Genomic DNA, 17,737 nt, shown 5'->3' on the forward strand with positions numbered 1-17,737 from the left:
AATTTAAAGGTGGCTACATGACAGCAGATCAGTATCTTCGAGGCCTACTCCAGACATACGCTGTTAATGCTTCAGAGGCAATGGCCGCAGGGAGAATGATCTATCCAGTATTAAAGAAATGGGGAAACCAATACCTGAATAGTGCTACTTTTTCCGGGTCATTAGCAAAAGGCACTGGCATATCTATTTCAACCGATGCAGACATTTTTTTATCTCTTTCGTCTGTCACGCCGGGAACTCTTTCTGACATCTATTCTAGTTTGCACCAGTATGTGGCAGCGGCAGGGTATACGACAAGAAAGCAAAATGTCTCAATTGGGGTGTCCGTTAATGGCTGCTCGATTGACTTAGTCCCTGGTCGCAGACAGTCGCAATATGGAAATGATCACAGCCTATACCGAAGCCGAGCGGGCACCTGGACAAAAACAAATGTTAATACGCATATATCGTATGTAAAGAACAGTAAACGAACTGAAGAAATCAGGATTTTGAAACTATGGCGCCTAAGACACGAACTTTTAATGTCATCGTTCTACCTGGAGCTTGCTGTAATAGATTCGCTTCACTATGCTCGAGTGGGTAATGTTGCCGATAACGTCTTGCGAGTTTTAGAGCACCTTCGTGACAATATAGAATCGGTACGATACATCGACCCAGCCAACAGTAACAATATCGTTTCTGATGACTATACCCGAGCAGAGAAAGCAGCAATTGCTACTCAGGCGGGTAAATCTCTGAGAGAAAAAACATGGCAAGAGATTGTTTGGTAAAATGAATAAAGCAAAATGCACATCTGTAATGGATGGGAAAAGATTTTTGCGAGAAGCGTTTGCCGCTGAGCAGGCTGTCCTCGCCGTTCAACTAGAGCTATCTGCAAAGTCCATCACCCATAATGGAGTTATGGGTGATGTTAGTGAGCAGCATTTCATAAATGTTCTCCGAAAGTACCTCCCGAGACGTTATGAAGTTGACCAAGGTATCGTGATCGACTCGAATGGTGCTACGAGTGATCAAATTGATGTGATAATTTTTGATCATCAGTACACGCCAACACTACTGGACCAACAGGCACACAGATTTATTCCTGTTGAAGCCGTCTACTGTGTTTTCGAAGTTAAGCCGACTATGAGTAAAGAGTATCTTGACTATGCGGCTGATAAAGCTCATTCAGTCAGGACCCTTGAGCGGACAAGTATTGCGATTCCACATGCTGGCGGTGAATATCCTCCTAAACCTCTCTTTCCAATAATTGCTGGCATTGTTTCTACCTCTGTAGACTGGGTGGACGGGCTGGCAGGAAATGCGTTCGCCACAAACCTAGCCACTCTGAGTGGGACTCGAGCACTTGACTGTGGTCTGGCATTATCTGATAGGGCCTTTGATACGTTTGAAGGCACTCTCAAAATAACTGAATCCTACGGATCTCTTGCAACGTTTTTATTTCGACTACTTCAGAAGCTGCAATCATTAGGAACTGTCCCCGCTATAGATTGGAATAAGTATGCATCAGCATTGAGTGCCGATGATGCTCAAGCAGGTGCATAGAAAAACTGAATTGCCAATATATATTAAATGAAAGTAATGACTGATTTTGATGTATCCTCCTAATCGACAAGATTTATAGGGTATTCACTTTGGCCCTAAGCAGCTTTTTTATGCGCAAGAAAGAAAAACCGCCGGGTGAACTACCCCGGCGGCTGTTGTGCACGCATTTTAGCGGCTGTGGCCCTATGGCCGTTGATCACATTTTGCACATCTATAGTTTCTCCGCAAAAAATGGAGGGCGGCCAAGCCCCCCACGGTGGTCAGATCACACTCGCCTTACATCTTTTGCCGCTCCGGCCTTTCACTCCACTTGGACATCCGTCAGGTCTGCCCGCGTATCATCGCTACTCAGCCAGTCTCCCTCACCGCTCCCTACCTGAGTGCCACCCCAGATCATCGAAAGACGGTGATTCCCACGTTAGCCGTGAACTACTGCATGTAACAGCGCCACCGCGCTCCACTATCAATGCCTAGCCCTGAGGGCCTACCCCGCACACGGCGGGTTTCAGGGGTCCGAGATTCCAAAGCGACTCCCTTACTCCATTGACGTATCATCACGCTCCTGACTGCCCGTGGTCTCCACGGGTAGTGGCTCTACTACACTCCACATAGCCCCCTACGCTGGCATCTGTACGATGCCGGGGGCGTTTACACGCTTGAGCTATTCTGCGACCCCCGATTTCTCGAGGTGCCGCCGTTTCCAGGTTTCCCCTCCACGGCCTTGCGCATCTCTACGCACTCAGCAGCCTACGTGTGCGGCACCGGTCATCCCCTCACGGTAGATCCCCAGGGCAGGTCTGGATACCTGCTTTCGTATCACGGCAGGTCACTCGGGCATTTCCTCCCAAGGACCGTTTCCGTGTCGCCCAATCTCTTTCAACAAGAAAACTAATTGATTGGGTCGAAGGAAGGGAATTTCACCCCTCCAGCGCCCGGCGTAGCATGGCGAGCTCAACTACGAGCACCACGCTTCAGCGGCAGTCCTCTTCCGATTGGCAGTCGGAAGAGGCGATGCGGGGCGAGTGTGATTGGGGTTGGCGGCCCCATCACAGTCAAAGTGTGAGGTCACGAACCCTTTCACGGATCGCCAGGTGATTTTACACTCCTAGTTATTTTGTGAAAAGTTTTTTTAAATCAATTATTTATAAGTGTTATGAACGGCCTGAATTTCGAGCGGGCGTATGGAGACAAGGGAGATGGACATGCAAAGCAAAGGAAGGCGGGAAGCGACTAGTTCAGGACTCTTGCAGTAGGGAGGCGGGGCTTACATTCAACGCAACGGCGATCCGCTCGATGTTGTAGATCGTTACATTTTTCTCACCACGCTCAAGCATCCCCACATAGGTTCTGTGTACCCCTGCCTGCTCTGCAAGTTCTTCCTGGGATAGGCCTAGTTCAAGGCGGCGCCGGCGCACGTTGGTCGCAAAGACGGTGACGAGTGAACATTGATGCGGTTTGACGGACATCTTTTGACTGTCCGCTATTGCATACTCCGATTCTACATACTACGATTAGCAATCGGCATGCCATATGACTTTTACTCGAGTTGAAAAATGATCAGATACCTAACTTTAGCTTTGACACTCTCATGCTCAGCTAACCAAGCAGGCGCCTACGGGAACATTGGTGACATCCCCATTGCCAGTGATATAGGTAAGAGGGTTTGTCATGGCGACGGGTATTCTGGCGCATACCAGAGCGTATCAACACCACGAGGTGTGATGAAGATATTCTACGGAGGTAAGATAGTAGAGATTATTCCGGCTCACACAGGTGAAGACGGGCAGTTTTATCTGAATATTTTCAAGATTCGCTTGGAGTGGATCAAAGGAAAGTTACCCGATGGAACTATCATGCGATTCAGTCAGGCAGACAGCCAATATCTTAATGACCTTGATGCCGAAGATGGGCGAATTCTTCGTTTAGATGAGAAAGTGTATGCTGGCAAAATATATCGAGCTGGCGATTTTCGCCTGTGTGATGAGCAATGAGAAAAATGAGTAATGCTCAACTGCTCATTCTGATGGTTATCTCATCAGCCACCCAATAACAACCCATTCAATCGCCCAGAAAATAAAAAGGCAAAATAGTGATTAAAAAAGCCCTATTCGCCAGTATTGCTTTCCTAGCGAGCGCCGATGGTTTTGCCGCTGAGTCATTCCATTCTGATCTTGGTAAAATTCAGGTTTATGCAGCTGAAATAGGAAGTCATCCAACACCGCTGATGAAGCTGTTCAACAGTAAGATTAGCGTTACTGATGACCTGAACCCTGAGCTAGCAAAACTACTGCTAAAAGAGATCGCTGCGGCAGGCTACCAAATTGCCAAGCCTGAGGAAAAGTCTCAACTCTATACTATAGAGGAGGTTTATGCAGGAAAGCCGGAAGACTACACACCATCCAAAGAGAGTGAAACCTCCGGGCTTAAATTTCCGATTTTCCATTTGATTGGAAGCGGCTTGATGTGTGCTGTCCTACATGTCTGTAACGACCCTGCAGTCGCCGCCAATATGGCTTTTGACAGTATCGACAATGCACAAGCTGAAGCAATACACAACGCTACTCCAAAGTTGACGGGCGGAGAGAATAAGGCTTCGGCAATGGTAATTAGTAAACTTTGCACCATGCTTGGAAAATCCTGCGCACTATCCGTAGCATTGGCGTACGATCCGGCTGTCAGCCTGGATCAGCTCCGACAAGCAAATGCCGAAGAAGGATTTCCACGTAGCATGTTATTAAAAAAATGAAACCTGTTGCGAAATTTGAACTAATATTATATAGATTTCAACTGCATCACTACGTGGAGAGCAAATATGAAAAATTTCATTCTTGAGTTTCTGCGTGCAGCCCGCCAGGGACCTCGTCTTTATTTTGCACCGTTGATTGGTGCGATTGATGGCGTGCGCAACGCGATGAAAGAGTCATCCTGAAGATTATAATAGGAGCTGCAAGGGTGGTTATCGATCACTCCACTCAACAAGATTGGAGCCCCCATTTGAAATATGGTTAGGATCTGAACTGCCCCAAAAGTCAGATGAATTATTACTTGAAAGGTAGAAATCTTCTTGTAAATTGAACAGACTACGCTGAGTTGCATAATTGTCCTCTTCTGAGTTGCTCCGACCATCCGAGAATTCAGCCCAAAGAGGGGATAGCAATAATCCACTTATAACAAACAGCCAAAATCTCTGCTCTGGCACTAACCAGATAGTTGCACATGCAGATGTCACGCCAATCAAGGCAAGAAAGCTTCTAAAGCGTAGGCTCATTTTCCTTCCCTCCAGCCGTATGTCCATGATTGCTTTCTAATACACAACACCTTCCCCGATTCTTTCCGATTTAATATCCAAGAAGTGCTGTCTAATTACTGAACGCACTTGGGGTCCTGACAAGGAAAAGGCAGATGCACGGATGACGTCTGATATCCTTTTATAGTCTTCTTCGGCAGGGTCCCGATCATTAATTAAGAAACTAGCAATATCCTTGATTGCATTATAAATATGGGTTTTGACAATTCGTTTAGCTATCCTGTCTAAGCACTTATTTTCACCAGCAGCTTGCCCAACTCTTAAACATGCTGATGCTTGATTTTCCAGGTGAACTGGATCTAGCTCAATTTGAAAAGACCGCGCTTTAACAGAATTTGCCCATTGTGTAACCAAATTAACTACAACATGATCCGCATAAAGTTCTGAGCGATCTTTATAAAAATGCTTCAGAAGCGCATTTTTGCGATCCGCAGCTTCGTCATCACCCTTCGCTAGCAATAGAGGCATTCGAGCAAAGCTCCAAGCCTCTGCTGCATTATTGCAACGTCTAATTGCAGAAGTTTTGTCAACTGACAGAAAGTATCGCACTTCACTTCTACCATTTTTCTTGATTACAGAAGAACTGAATATGTCAACACAGTCATACGAGTATGCGAGCAAGGCCTCATAAGAAGTACAGCCAATCCTCTCCAGAACAATAGTATCAACAGGTACTCCTACATCTTCAGCCCAATTATCAAACATACTGAGCAGAACCATTACCTCGCCATCGCTCTCAAGATAGCCTAGAGCAGACGTTAATTTAATGTTCTCCTCGTTTTTCGTAAGAACACCTGTATCAATTAAATTTGTTGCTAATTGAGCTCCACGTTTTGCTTCTTCATTGATGGCAAGCCTTACGTTCTTTGCAATTTCCTTTGCGTGATGGGAGGCCGGATACCCCAAAGTACAACGTTCCAAGCTCTTCGTGATTTTCTTCTGTAAATCTAAGCAAAACGTGCGTATCTGCCCCGTTGTTTCAAGAGAAGTGCCATGAAGAAAAGGAAGAACATCGTAATTCATTTTATATTCTCCGTTATGTCTACGGGGTACGGCATTTCCGGCTGGCAAGTGCCAGCCGGGATGCACGTCGCAAGTTTGCCGTTGCCGGCTTTCCATCCACAGGAGATCGAATTCCCGATGGGGCATAAATTATGCTCCCATTAATGATAACGATAAATCTGAAATTAAAGCATGTCAATATAAGTACATGATTTAATTTTCTTTTCTCTCAGGAAGAACTGGGTCTTGTTTTTAATCTGGCAGAAGAGGAAATCAATTTATCGAAAAATGCTGGATGTCATTTCTTCTAACAACAATAGCTGGCCCAATCTTGCATGAGCAATGAGCGCTTTGTAAACATATCGCCGCGTGCATATGCAGCTTCTACTTTATTCGTTAAAGCGTGAGCCAGCGCTGCCTCTGCCACTTCACGAGGGTGGTTTGTGCACTCTCCAGCCCAGTCTCGGAAAGTAGAGCGGAAGCCGTGCGCAGTCAGATCATTTCGATCCATGCGCTTAAGTAGCTGCAACATGGCCATATTTGACAGGTGCTCGCCATCCCGTCTTCCCTTAAATACAAAATTCTCATTACTCTTGCCCTCGCACAAAGGAACTAGCAGTGAAACAACTTGAGGGGCAAGTGGAACCCTGTGCTCTTTATTGCCTTTCATGTGCTCCGGGGGGATCGTCCATATTTTATTTTCAAGATCAAACTCACCTACGGTTGCTGCTATGACACTACCCGTTCGTGCTGCGGTAAGAATAAGCAATTCAAGAGCACGGGCCGCCAATCCCTCTTGTGCTTTTAGTGATACAAAAAAAGAAGCCATCTCAACATAAGGGAGCGCCGCATGGTGCTCCACCCGCTTAACCTTCGAGGGCTGTGGCAAAAGATGATCAAGATGGCCGCGCCAGCGAGCGGGATTGTCTCCAGTACGGTAACCACGAACCGTAGCCCAATCTAGGACTGCTTCTATACGGCCGCGCAGCCGTGACGCTGTTTCGTTTTTGGCTGTCCAGATGGGCTCCAAGACCTTCATGACGAGATCAACGGTAATATCTGTGACAGGAAGATCTTTCAACTCAGGATAAGCATAGGTAGTAAGTGTATTCGTCCACTGGGCAGCGTGTTTGACATTCCGCCAGCCTGCTTTGTGGGCCTCAATGTAAGCCTCGCAACACTGAACGAACGTCTTCGAACGAGCGTGTCGAGAGCGGGCCTCTTCTGCCTCGGTTTGGCGAGCTTGCAATGGGTCTACGCCTGCCAAAAGCAATTTTCTGCACTCCATTGCCTTGACGCGAGCGTCTGCCAAGCTGACGGTGTGAATTGGTCCGAGCCCCATCGTTCTGGCCTTTCCTTGCCGCATGTATCTCAGCACCCATGACTTCACCCCGTCACGGGTAACCTGAAGGTACAGACCACCGCCATCGCTATAGCAACCTCGCTCCGTCACCTTTGCAACCTTCATCGCACTTAGCCGATGCATCCCCTTAGCCATACCCCCCTCCCCATCAACCCACAAATCAACCTACAAAATTATAACAAAACTCCATGATTGTTGACGGATGAAAATGGAAGAATCTGAGACGAGAAAACAAGGCAATATGCTGTTTATAAACAGTTTATTTGATTTGTTTGTGGTGCTACATGGAAGATGATGGAAGGTCTAAAAACACAACAAAGGCGGACACCGCTTCCGCCAAAATAAATAGCCCAAGCCTATGCTTGGGCTATTGCCGTTTCTGGCGTCGATACACTGGACCTCTCAACCCACTCGCTAATCCTCCCTCCATGTCTAACTGGCAACTACTTAATTGCCCATGATGGGACGAATAACCATTTATCTATTGGTTACCTGACTCGCTGACTCCGGCCTAACTAATATTCTCGGGAAAGGAATGACATTATCAGAAAAAGCAGATGGGAGATTCAACACTCGCATCAATAACTTTGGGGAAAACTCCAACACCTTCGCCATCATGGTCAAATCAATCCCTAGTCGGTTGTGCATGGTGCGCAGAGCGTTGGTCAGCAACTCCGGCTGTTCCAATGGAATCTCTTTATCTTCGGACTCAGTCTTGGTTTGACCTGAACGGGTGAGGTGAACCACTCCTCGCTTATATTGACCATCATCCAAAAGGCCCAACTGATGCGCACGGTACAACAACGCGGCCTTACTAATCCCCCAAGTCCGCTTGAATTGACTTAGTCCCTGCCAATCCATACGCCCCCCCCGTGGCATAGGGAAATGCTTAAGCATCATCACCCTGGGTACAAGCAAGGCACTTGCGAAGCGATTTGCCTGCGATTCCGTCATCCGATCCCCTGTCACCCGCCCCTCATGCATCACAAAGTGGCCAATTTCGTGAGCCACATCGAAACGCTGACGACAAGCGCTTTCTTTCGCTTCATTACGTACAATCACAGGACGGCGAGCCTTGATGGAAAGCGCATCCACCTGGGGGGAAACACCATCAAATGTTGTTACCAGTGCGCCGGCACGCTCAGCCAAACGGATCATATTTAACAAAGGGCCTAGCCCAATCCCCCAATACTGACGGCACTGCTCAGCAGCCCGCTCGATATCTTCCGGTGTTATCACATCGATCGAAGGAAAGTCTACCGGCGGCAACTTCAAAATACCATCAAGATATGCTGCAGCTTTCTCAAACATCCTTCCATGGGCCTGTGTAGTCTGTCGAATCCCCTCCCTAGTGGACGACAATTTTCTAAAGTGAATTAGATACTCTGGCACCTCACTCATTTGCATTGCAGCGAAAAACGCAGGAGTCACCCCTAACACTCGGGCGAGCTGTTCCAAAAGCTCAACTGAGGGCATATCACTCCCCGTCTCCAACCTAGACAGATACTGACGCGACTTTCCAACCATTTGCCCGAGTTCTTCGAGCGAATAGCTGTGAAAAACACGGGCAAGCCTCAAGCTTGCCCCGTGGAACAACACTTCCATAGTAATTTAAGTCTCAGTTGAGCCGGTCTTGGTAGCCGGAATATCCTCGGGGAGGTCTACCTCGGCCGGCTGTTGTTCAACAGCCGCTGGTGGCTCACCACCGACCGCATGCAAGACATGTACGGATTCGGCAGCGTACTTCCAACGGAAAACCTCTTCTTCCAAACAATTGTGTCCAAGAAAATAAATGGACACATCATCCTCGTCAGTCAATGGCTTCTCGACAACAAACCTCAATATGACCGGCATGCCCAAATCATCACTGAACAACTGATCGACATCGTTTCGGCGGTAATAGTTTGGCTTTTTGGGACTCCTCGGATCATCGCTGAAAAAGCGAATCGGTACCCCCTCGAATGCAAACACCAAGTCCATCGCGGCATTCAAAATCTCAAACCATGGGTAAGCCTTGGACTGCCAAAGCAAAATGAGCGCCCGGTGTTGACGACCAAACGTCGTAGTCCCTCGAGTGTATCCCCAATCCAAAGGTGTAGACAGATCTACCTCGGTTTTGTAGTACACATCTCGCAGGAGTTCCGCGATGATGATCAGTCTTTCTTGAGTCAGGACCGGATAATAGTCCCAAGGATTTTTGGCGCTCATATTTCTCCGAAGCTCAGCTAGTTGTTGTCGATTTCAGTTTTTGCAAATATCAAAAACTGTCAACCTAATTATTTTGGCAAAACCGCAATTTTGTCAACCAAGAAAACACCAGACAAGTACCGGATGGCGTACCCAACGATAGTTCAGACATCAAACCTACGTCATAGTCCGCTTCAGTCACTGACTCTAAGTATTTGCCTTACTTGGAGCGCTCTCCCCGCGCCGCAGCCAGCAGCAGGCGTAGTCGCTCATACGCGCATTCCACGCCATACCTCGCCTCCAGCAGGCTCCACAAAACCTCCGGGGACAGTTCTACGATGAACGGCGTTTGACGCGGCGGTTGACGGGACATCTCCCGGCGCAGCGCCTCGGGCAATTGTTTGAAATGGGATTGGGCGGCACGAATATGCCTGAGGGCGCGACGCGCCTCGCGGAGGGTGTCGATCTTGGCCATGGCGGCCTCCTAGTAGCATTTTTGATTTCGCCCCTTTTGAGAGGGCGGCCGGGTGCTCAAAACCGCTACTAGTCGGCGGGCGTATTCCCCTTGCGGGTATTGTATTAGCCGCACACCCGGCCATGGACGCGCATTGTCCCACAAGTGGGAGTTTGCCAAAACCATGGACGCAAAAAAACCGCGAATCTTACGGGTGCGGTAGCCGCTAGTAGTATAGGTGTTTTGAGCACCGGGAATGACCATAGCCCGTTGGCGCGAAGCATGTCAACGGCACATGGTCCGCCGTCGTCTACACTCAAGTAGCATCGCCGTATTGGAGAATCCCATGCCCACGCCGCCGCGCCATCTCAGCGTCAGTATTGCCTGCCCTTTCGCCCGCGCCTACGCCTTGCTGGCGCCGCCGGAAAACTTCCCGCGCTGGGCGTCCGGCCTGGCCGGGGCCTTGCGCCGCGACGGCGACGGCTGGCTGGCGGACACGCCGCAGGGCGTGATGCCCTTGCGCTTTTCGCCGGCCAACGACTACGGCGTGCTGGATCACTGGGTGTCGCCGCCCGGGCAGGCGGAGGTCTACATCCCCTTGCGCCTGCTGGCGCGCGACGAGGGTTGCGAGCTGCTGTTGACCCTGTTTCGCCAAGCAGGCGTCGACGACGCGCAATTCGAGGCCGACGCCGACTGGGTGGCGCGCGACCTGGCCGCGGCCAAAGCCTGGCTGGAGCGGGATGAATCCGCGGGGCTCAGTGCGCCGCCCGCGGCGACTCCGCGGTGAAGCAGTGCAGCACATGGCGGCCGATGCTGCCGGCCAGCTCCTCGTCGGCCAGGAACACCGCGCCCAGCCCTTCTCCGCGCAATAGTTCGGCTTCCTCCCCGTTGCGCGCGCGCAGCGCGATGCGCAACTCCGGGTTCAAGGTGCGCGCCACCTCCACCATCTGTCGCAGATTGAGCGCGTCCGCCGTGGTCACCGCCAACACCGAGGCGTTGACGATATGCGCCTGGATCAACACGGCCGCCTCGGCGGCGTCGCCGGTCACCGCCGCCCGGCCCTGATTGCGCAGCGTTTCCACCAGCTCGCGATTATGGTCCACCACCACAAAGGGCACCCGGTTGCGCTCCAGCTCCGCCGCCACGCCGCGGCCGATGCGGCCGTAGCCCACCAGCACCACCTGGCCTTCCAGATATTTGCGTTCGGTGCTCATCGGCAGCTCGGCGTAGGGGTCCGCTCGGCGCTCCAGGCTGCGCGCCCATTCCGAGCGCGCCAGCAGCCAGCCGCGCAAGGGCTCCAGCAAGGCGAACAACAGCGGATTGAGGCCAATGGAGATCAGGGCGCTGGCCAGCACCAGGCTCATGCCCTGCGCCGACAGCAGGCCCAGGGACACGCCCAGCCCGGCCAGGATGAAGGAGAATTCCCCGATCTGCGCCAGGCTGGCGGCAATGGTCAGCGCCGTGCTCAGGGGATAGCGGTACAGAATGACCAGGGCCAGCGCCGCCAGGGTTTTGCCCAGCATGATGACGGCCACCGCGCTCAGCACCATCAGCGGCTGTTCCAGCAGAATCGCCGGATCGAACAGCATGCCCACGGACACGAAGAACAATACAGAGAAGGCGTCGCGCAGCGGCAGCGATTCGCGGGCGGCGCGGTGGCTGAATTCGGACTCCCGCATCATCATGCCGGCGAAGAAAGCGCCCAGCGCAAAGGAGACGTTGAACAGATGGGCGGCGCCGAAGGCGATGCCGATGGCCGCCGCCGTCACGGCCAGCGTGAACAGCTCGCGCGATCCGGTCTTGGCCACCCGCCACAGCAGCCACGGCAAGGCGCGCCGGCCGGCGATCAGCATCAGGGCGATGAAGGCGGCCACTTGCAGCAAGGTCAGCATGATGGTCTGCCACAACGGCGCGGCGTTGGCGGCGGCGGGCGCGCCGCTCAACAACGCCGCCATCGGCGGCATCAGCACCAGCACCAGCACGCAGGCCAGGTCCTCCACCACCAGCCAGCCCACGGCGATGCGGCCGTTGATGGTGTCCAGGATGCCGCGCACTTCCAGCGCCTTGAGCAGCACCACAGTGCTGGCGCAGGACAGCGACAGGCCGAAGATCAGGCCGCTGGACCAGCTCCAGCCCCAGCACCAGGCGATGAACAGCGCCAGCCCGGTGGCGGCGCTCATTTGCACGATGGCGCCCGGCACGGCGATGCGCCGGACCGACAGCAGGTCCTTCATCGAAAAGTGCAAGCCAACGCCGAACATCAGCAGCATCACGCCGATTTCGGACAGCTGCGCGGCGATCTTCATATCGGCGACGAAGCCCGGCGTGGCCGGGCCGATGACGATGCCGGCCAGCAGATAGCCGACCAGGGCCGGGATGCGCATCCGCTCGCAGAGCAGGCCCAGAATCAGGGACAGGCCGAGGCCCGCCGCAATGGTGGAAATCAAGGACACATCATGGACCATAGCGGCCGCCTCCCTAGTGTGGATTTTTTATTTAGGCGCACAGGATGCTGCGCAGTTTGTTTTCAGACTAGAGGGGCATGAAAAGTGAAAGTTCCGCTGTAAAAATCACGCGGACAAGCGGGCGCGCCGGTCCGGGAAGCCGCCCGCGGCTAGCGTTTGGCGGCCTTGATCGAATACATCAGCTCGTCGCCCTCCGCCAGCAGCGCCTCGATAGAGAAGTGGCGCTCCGCGTCCAGCTCCACGATGCCGTCGGAAAACGCCAGCCGATAAGGCTGGCCGGCGCCGGCGTTGTAAGCCTCCAGGTGACGCGCGAATTTGGCCATCGCCGCCTGCGCCCGCTCATGCTCGACATCGGACAGCAAGACCACGAACTCGTCCCCGCCCAGCCGCGCCAGCAGGTCCGCGGAGCGGAAGGAGGCGCGCATCTGTTCGGCGAAAGCCGCCAGCGCATGGTCCCCGGCGGCGTGGCCGAAGCTGTCGTTGATCGCCTTGAACTTGTCCAGGTCCATGAAGGCCAGGCTGACCGGCAGGTTTTGCCGCGCGCAGAAATTGAGGCTGTACTGCGCCAGCAGCCGGAAGCCGCGCCGGTTGGAGAGGCCGGTCAGCTCATCGGTGGTGGCGGCCTGGAAGGCGATCAGCTCCGCCTCCACCATGCGCGCCAGATCGTGCAGCGCCTGCGCGTCGTCGTGATCGAACTCGCGCGGCTGGACGTCGATCACGCACAGGGTGCCCACCTTGGCGCCGTTGGCCGCGTGCAGCGGGCAGCCGGCGTAAAAGCGAATATACGGCGCGTCCGTCACCAGCGGGTTGTCGGCGAAGCGCTCGTCCGCCAGCGCGTCCGGGATGTAGAAGATGTCGTCGCCCAGTATGGCGTGGCCGCAAAAGGAAATATCGCGTCCGGTTTCCGCCGCCGACAGGCCGACGCAGGATTTGAACCACTGACGGTTCTCGTCCACCAGGCTGACCAGGGCGATGGGCACCCGAAACAAACGCTTGGCCATGCGGGTCAGGCGGTCGAAACGTTCCTCCGCCGCCGTGTCCAGCACGCCCAGCGCGCGCAGGGTCGCCAAGCGCTGCGGTTCGTCGGCCGGGCTGTCCGGTGTTTTCATCTCCGCCTCCTGCTGTGTGTCCGCCGCCGATGCGGCCCCATGCCATGATAATAGCATTTCATGACGCAAACAAAACACCGGGACCGCGCGCCGACGCGCCGGTCAGCGTGGACGCCAGCCGCTTTCCCGCAAAGCGGCCAGCAAGCGCTCGGCCTTGAGGCCATGCGCCGCGTGGCCGTGGTGGCCGCTCAGATCGCCCGCCGCCAGCAAGGCGTTGACGATGGCCTCTTCCACCGCTTCCGCCGCCGCCTCGAACAAGGGCGAGAGATGGTCCGCGTTCACCATTTCCACCGCGCAGGTCAAAGCGCCCTTGCCGGCGTAATCGGTCATCGGCAGGCCTTGGTTGCCGGTGGCGAAGGCCACGAAGATGTCGCCGCTGGAATCCTCGGTGCCGCCGCCGGTGCGGGCGATGCCGATGCCGGCGCGCTGCGCCAGCCGCCGGCATTGATCCGGCAGCAAGGGCGCGTCGGTGGCCAGCACCGCCACGATGGAGCCCATACCCGGCTGCGGCAGCCGTCCGGCGTCAAACGGCGAGGGAATCTCCGCGCAGCTCAGATGGCGGCCCACCGGGTAGCCCTCCACCAGCAAGGAGCCGCGCTTGCCGTGATTGGCCTGCACCAGCGCCCCCACCGTCCAGCCGCCCGCCTCCGCCGGCAGCCGTCGCGAAGCGGTGCCGATGCCGCCCTTGAACTCATGGCAGATCATGCCGCTGCCGCCGCCCACGCTGCCCTCGGCCGGCAGGCCGCCGCTGGCCGCCGCTTGCGCGGCGCGCGCGTGTTCCGCCTTCACGTGGAAGCCGTTGATGTCGTTGAGCAGGCCGTCGAAGGTTTCCAGCACCACCGGCATGGTCCAATACAGCTGCGGCTCGCCGGCCACCGCCTCGCGCTCGCCGGCGATCAAGGCGTCCCGCACCACGCCCACGCTATGGGTATTGGTCAGCGCGATCGGCGTGCTCAGCACGCCGGCCTCGCGCAGCCACTCCAGGCCGCTGGCGTCGCCGTTGCCGTTCAACACATGCACGCCGGCAAAGCACGGCATGCGCCGCGCCAGACCCGGCCGCGGTTCGATCACCGTGACCCCGGTGCGCGCGCGGCGGCCGTCGTCGAAATCCGCCCAGGCGGCGGCGTGCCCCACCCTCACGCCGGGCACGTCCGTAATCGCGTTCAGGGGGCCGGGCTCGCCCTGGCCGATGCGAATGCCCAATGCTCTGGCTCGTTTCAACATACTCACCTCTCTTTCTGTTCTTCAACGATCAATACGGCGGCGGGCTGCTTACGGCCCGCCAGCAAAAGCCCGGTCAGCGCAATGCCGCCGATAATCCACCAGTCCCGCGCGGGCGCGTCTCGCAGCACCGCCCATAATAGGGAGAGGCTGCCCGCCGCCGCCAACAAGGGCGGCCACGGCCAGCCGGGCATGCGGTAAGGGTGCGGATGCCGGCCCAGGCGGCTGCGCAGGGCCGCCAGCGCCAGCAATAGATAGTTCAGCATCAGGATGATCACGGTGAAGGACGCCAGATCGCCCAGGCTGGAATGAAAGGTCAGCAAGGCGGATGGGACGGCCAGCGCCAGCGTGGCCACCCAGGGCGTGCCGAAGCGCGGATGGATGCGTTGCAGCGCCCGGCTCGCCGGCGCCGGCCACAAGCCGTCCCGGCCGCTGGAATACAAGAAGCGGCCGCTTTGCACCACGATGGCGATGATGGCGTTGAACACCGATAGAAAGATGCCGCCGCTGATCACCCGCGCCAGCCCCGGGCTGCTCAAATGACTGAGCACGTAGTTGATCGGATCGGCCTGCCGGCTCATTTCCGCCAGCGAGGGCGCGCCCAGGATCAGGGCGGTCACCGGTATCAGTTCCACCAGCACCACGATGGACAGCGCCGCCAGCACCGCCTTCGCCACCGGCCGGCCGCTTTCGCGCATGTCCTCGGCAAAGTACACCGCCCCGCCGAAGCCGTTGTAGGCGAACACCGCCGTCCCCACCATGGCGATGATCGCCGCGGCGGGCACCGCGGCGAGGCCGCCGTCCGCCGCCGCCTTCACCGGCTGCCACAGCACCGTCGCCGGCTGCTGCGCTTCGCTGAAGCCCAGCCAGGCGATCAAGGCCAGCGCGGCCAGCTCCAGCAGCAGGAAGGAGCCGGTCAGCCAGGCGTTCAGCTTGATGTCCAGCACCGCGATGCCGAAACACAGCACGATCATGGTCAGCGCCACTTCGGCGCCGTCCAGCCGGGTGCCCAGCGCGGAGTTCAGATAGGGCGCGGCCCCGGTGGCCAGCACCGCCGGGATGAACAGCAGCAGGCATAGAATCAGCAGATACATTTGCAGGCTGAGCGCGCGGCCGAACACCCGCTCGATGATCACGTACTCGCCGCCGGCGTTGGGGTGGGCCGCGCCCAGCTCGGCGTAGCACAGCGCGAACGCGACGGCCAGCGCCGCCGCCAGCGCGAAGGCCAGAAAAGCCCCGCTGCCGGCGCCTTGCAGCGCAAACGGCGCGATCACGAAAATGGAACTGGCCGGCGTCACGCCGGACACGGTTATCAACACGACGTCCGTCACGCTCAATGAACGGCGCAATCCGGGGCGGCTTGCGGCTTGGCTCATAGTGTTCTCCTCTTGTCGCTATGGTCTTGTAGTCAGACTTGCGGGAGACAGTGTATTTTGACGCGGGAGGGCGCCCAATCACCGTGATGGGTTACCCCGAGCGGGGATTGCCGGATGGAAGCTTTGTTGAAGGAACTGCCGCTGCACCATCATCTGGCGCAGCTGATGGCGCACATCGGTCTGCCCGGGTTTTGGCGTCAGCTGGTCTTGCTGTTGCGCGGCAGCGTGCCGCTGGACAATGCGCTGGCCGCCTGTTTCCACGCGAACGCGCCGCCGCAGATTCTGGAGGAATGCGATTTTCAGCACTTGGCCGCGCCGTCGCCGATGGCGCTTTACTGCCAGGGCCTGTATCTGCTGGACCCCTTCTATCAATACGCGCAGCGGCCTTTTCCCGACGGCCTCCACCACTTGCCCGACATCGCGCCGGACCACTTCCGCCAAAGCGAGTATTTTCAGCGTTATATGAGCGGCGAGGTGGGCGTGGACGAGGTCCAGCTGCTGCTGCGCCTGGCTCCGGACCAGGTGTTGACCTTGTCGCTGGGCAAGGCCAGCGCGTTCGAGCCGGCCGACATCGGCAAGCTGCGCGTGATGCAGCCCTGGCTGCTGTCCGCGATGCGGCGTCACTGGCAGCTGAGCTCCGCGCCCACGCCGCCATCGCAGCGCCTGGCCGATCAACTGACGCAGACGCTGAGTCATTTTGGCCACGGCAGGCTGTCCGAGCGCGAGGCCGAGGTGGCGCGGCTAACGCTGTGCGGCCTGTCCAGCAAGGCCATCGCCCAACAGCTGGCCATTTCGCCGGAAACGGTCAAGGTTCACCGCCGCAATCTGTATCTGAAGCTCGGCGTGGCCAGCCACGCCGAGCTGTTCAATTGCTATATCGAGCAACTGCGAGGCAGCGAAGCCTAGGTCAGACTCACTTCCCCAGCCACTTGGCCGACAGGCCGGCGAATTCGCCGTTTTGCAGGCTCTGGCTCAGCCATTGATCCACCCAGGCTTTCCAGCGCCAGTCGTTGGGCAGCAGATAGGCTTTTTGCGAAAAGTCGAACGGCTGCTCCGGGTGCACCGCGCACAGCTCCGGATGCAGCTTCTGCTGATAACGGGTTTCCACCGCGTCGGTCACCATCAGATCGGCCTTGCCGTCTATGATCTGCCGGAAAATGGTGACGTTGTCCGGATGCACGGTCAGCGCGGCCGCCGGCAAGCGGGCGCGCGCGAACTTTTCATTGGTGCCGCCCGGATTGACGATCAGCTTGACCCGGGGCTGGTTGATCTGGGCGATGGTTTGAAAACGCTGGACGTTTTCGCAGCGGGTGATCGGCGTCTTGCCGTCGTTCAGATAGGGCTGCGAATACAGCGCCCGCTTCTGCCGCTCCAGATTGATCGACACCCCGCTCATCGCGATGTCGAACTTGCCGGCCTCGTGGTCGCGCATCAAGGTCGGCCAGCTGGTGGCCACCAGCTCCAGCTTGACGCCCAGCGCCCGCGCCAGGCTCTCGGCCATCTCGATGTCCAGGCCGCGATAGGCGCCGCTGGCCGCGTCCCGCTCGCTGAACGGACGGTAATCGCCGGTGGTGCCCACCCGCACGCTGCCGCGTTGCAGGATATCGTCCAGGCGGTCCGCCAGCGCCGGCTGGCCGGCGATCAGGCCGGCCAAGAGCAGGCCGCCCAGTTTCTGTGTTTTCTTCATCATGCTTGCTTTCTTCTTCTG

At 56.2% G+C, this 17,737-nt stretch carries 18 protein-coding genes; 6 read left to right on the plus strand and 12 right to left on the minus strand.

Going from position 1 to position 17,737, the window contains the following annotated elements; genetic code table 11:
• The first annotated feature begins 17 nt into the window (after positions 1-17).
• Together DB032_RS09540 and DB032_RS09545 are read left to right on the plus strand one after the other, a co-directional pair.
• Complete coding sequence (locus tag DB032_RS09540; RefSeq protein WP_107799269.1) at positions 18-770, plus strand: nucleotidyltransferase; 753 nt, start codon at positions 18-20, stop codon at positions 768-770.
• Position 771: 1 nt separating this feature from the next.
• Positions 772-1,545: a DUF6602 domain-containing protein gene (locus DB032_RS09545; protein ID WP_107799270.1), complete on the plus strand. Its 774-nt coding sequence runs from the start codon at positions 772-774 to the stop codon at positions 1,543-1,545.
• Positions 1,546-2,780: 1,235 nt separating this feature from the next.
• Here DB032_RS09545 and DB032_RS09550 read toward each other — a convergent pair.
• Positions 2,781-3,011: a helix-turn-helix domain-containing protein gene (locus DB032_RS09550; protein WP_107799271.1), complete on the minus strand. Its 231-nt coding sequence runs from the start codon at positions 3,009-3,011 to the stop codon at positions 2,781-2,783.
• A 255-nt stretch (positions 3,012-3,266) separates the two neighbouring features.
• Here DB032_RS09550 and DB032_RS23670 point away from each other — a divergent pair, with 255 nt between their 5' ends.
• Together DB032_RS23670 and DB032_RS23675 are read left to right on the plus strand one after the other, a co-directional pair.
• On the plus strand, positions 3,267-3,536 hold the full coding sequence (locus tag DB032_RS23670) for a hypothetical protein (RefSeq protein WP_146176633.1): 270 nt from the start codon (positions 3,267-3,269) through the stop codon (positions 3,534-3,536).
• A 98-nt stretch (positions 3,537-3,634) separates the two neighbouring features.
• On the plus strand, positions 3,635-4,291 hold the full coding sequence (locus DB032_RS23675) for a hypothetical protein (protein WP_146176634.1): 657 nt from the start codon (positions 3,635-3,637) through the stop codon (positions 4,289-4,291).
• A gap of 210 nt (positions 4,292-4,501) precedes the next feature.
• On the opposite strand, the gene DB032_RS23680 is transcribed toward DB032_RS23675, so the two are convergent.
• The 6 genes from DB032_RS23680 to DB032_RS24110 form a co-directional block, all read right to left on the minus strand.
• Entirely contained in the window at positions 4,502-4,840 is a 339-nt protein-coding gene (locus DB032_RS23680) for a hypothetical protein (protein ID WP_146176635.1), read from the minus strand.
• Between the two features lie 9 nt (positions 4,841-4,849).
• Entirely contained in the window at positions 4,850-5,875 is a 1,026-nt protein-coding gene (locus DB032_RS23685) for a hypothetical protein (RefSeq protein ID WP_146176636.1), read from the minus strand.
• Between the two features lie 286 nt (positions 5,876-6,161).
• Complete coding sequence (locus tag DB032_RS09555) at positions 6,162-7,352, minus strand: site-specific integrase (RefSeq protein ID WP_107801773.1); 1,191 nt, start codon at positions 7,350-7,352, stop codon at positions 6,162-6,164.
• Positions 7,353-7,694: 342 nt separating this feature from the next.
• The gene (locus DB032_RS09560) at positions 7,695-8,822 is read right to left on the minus strand and encodes an ImmA/IrrE family metallo-endopeptidase (RefSeq protein ID WP_199225864.1); all 1,128 of its coding nucleotides are present in this window, start codon (positions 8,820-8,822) and stop codon (positions 7,695-7,697) included.
• Positions 8,823-8,828: 6 nt separating this feature from the next.
• Positions 8,829-9,425, minus strand: coding sequence for a hypothetical protein (locus tag DB032_RS09565; RefSeq protein WP_107799272.1), 597 nt, complete (start codon positions 9,423-9,425; stop codon positions 8,829-8,831).
• Positions 9,426-9,624: 199 nt separating this feature from the next.
• A complete protein-coding gene (locus DB032_RS24110) occupies positions 9,625-9,879 on the minus strand; it encodes a hypothetical protein (RefSeq protein ID WP_158274273.1) in 255 nt (84 codons plus the stop codon).
• 325 nt (positions 9,880-10,204) lie between these two features.
• Between DB032_RS24110 and DB032_RS09575 the strand changes: the two genes are divergently transcribed.
• A complete protein-coding gene (locus tag DB032_RS09575) occupies positions 10,205-10,645 on the plus strand; it encodes a polyketide cyclase (RefSeq protein ID WP_107799274.1) in 441 nt (146 codons plus the stop codon).
• Here the strand turns inward: DB032_RS09575 and DB032_RS09580 are convergent.
• From DB032_RS09580 to DB032_RS09595, 4 genes are all read right to left on the minus strand, one after another.
• On the minus strand, positions 10,614-12,323 hold the full coding sequence (locus tag DB032_RS09580) for a cation:proton antiporter (protein ID WP_107799275.1): 1,710 nt from the start codon (positions 12,321-12,323) through the stop codon (positions 10,614-10,616). The two genes, DB032_RS09575 and DB032_RS09580, sit on opposite strands and share 32 nt — an antisense overlap.
• Positions 12,324-12,472: 149 nt before the next feature.
• Entirely contained in the window at positions 12,473-13,432 is a 960-nt protein-coding gene (locus DB032_RS09585; protein ID WP_107799276.1) for a diguanylate cyclase, read from the minus strand.
• Positions 13,433-13,534: 102 nt separating this feature from the next.
• Entirely contained in the window at positions 13,535-14,656 is a 1,122-nt protein-coding gene (locus DB032_RS09590; RefSeq protein ID WP_107799277.1) for a P1 family peptidase, read from the minus strand.
• Positions 14,657-14,658: 2 nt separating this feature from the next.
• Positions 14,659-16,029 carry an APC family permease gene (locus DB032_RS09595; RefSeq protein ID WP_107799278.1) on the minus strand — a complete coding sequence of 457 codons (1,371 nt, stop codon included), beginning with the start codon at positions 16,027-16,029 and terminating at the stop codon, positions 14,659-14,661.
• Between the two features lie 114 nt (positions 16,030-16,143).
• Here DB032_RS09595 and DB032_RS09600 point away from each other — a divergent pair, with 114 nt between their 5' ends.
• Positions 16,144-16,935, plus strand: a complete 792-nt coding sequence (locus DB032_RS09600) for a LuxR C-terminal-related transcriptional regulator (RefSeq protein ID WP_107799279.1) — start codon at positions 16,144-16,146, stop codon at positions 16,933-16,935.
• Positions 16,936-16,942: 7 nt separating this feature from the next.
• Here the strand turns inward: DB032_RS09600 and DB032_RS09605 are convergent, their stop codons facing one another.
• Positions 16,943-17,719: a transporter substrate-binding domain-containing protein gene (locus DB032_RS09605; RefSeq protein WP_107799280.1), complete on the minus strand. Its 777-nt coding sequence runs from the start codon at positions 17,717-17,719 to the stop codon at positions 16,943-16,945.
• Positions 17,720-17,737 lie beyond the last annotated feature (18 nt).

Source organism: Chromobacterium sp. Panama, from assembly GCF_003052555.1.
Lineage (GTDB): Bacteria > Pseudomonadota > Gammaproteobacteria > Burkholderiales > Chromobacteriaceae > Chromobacterium.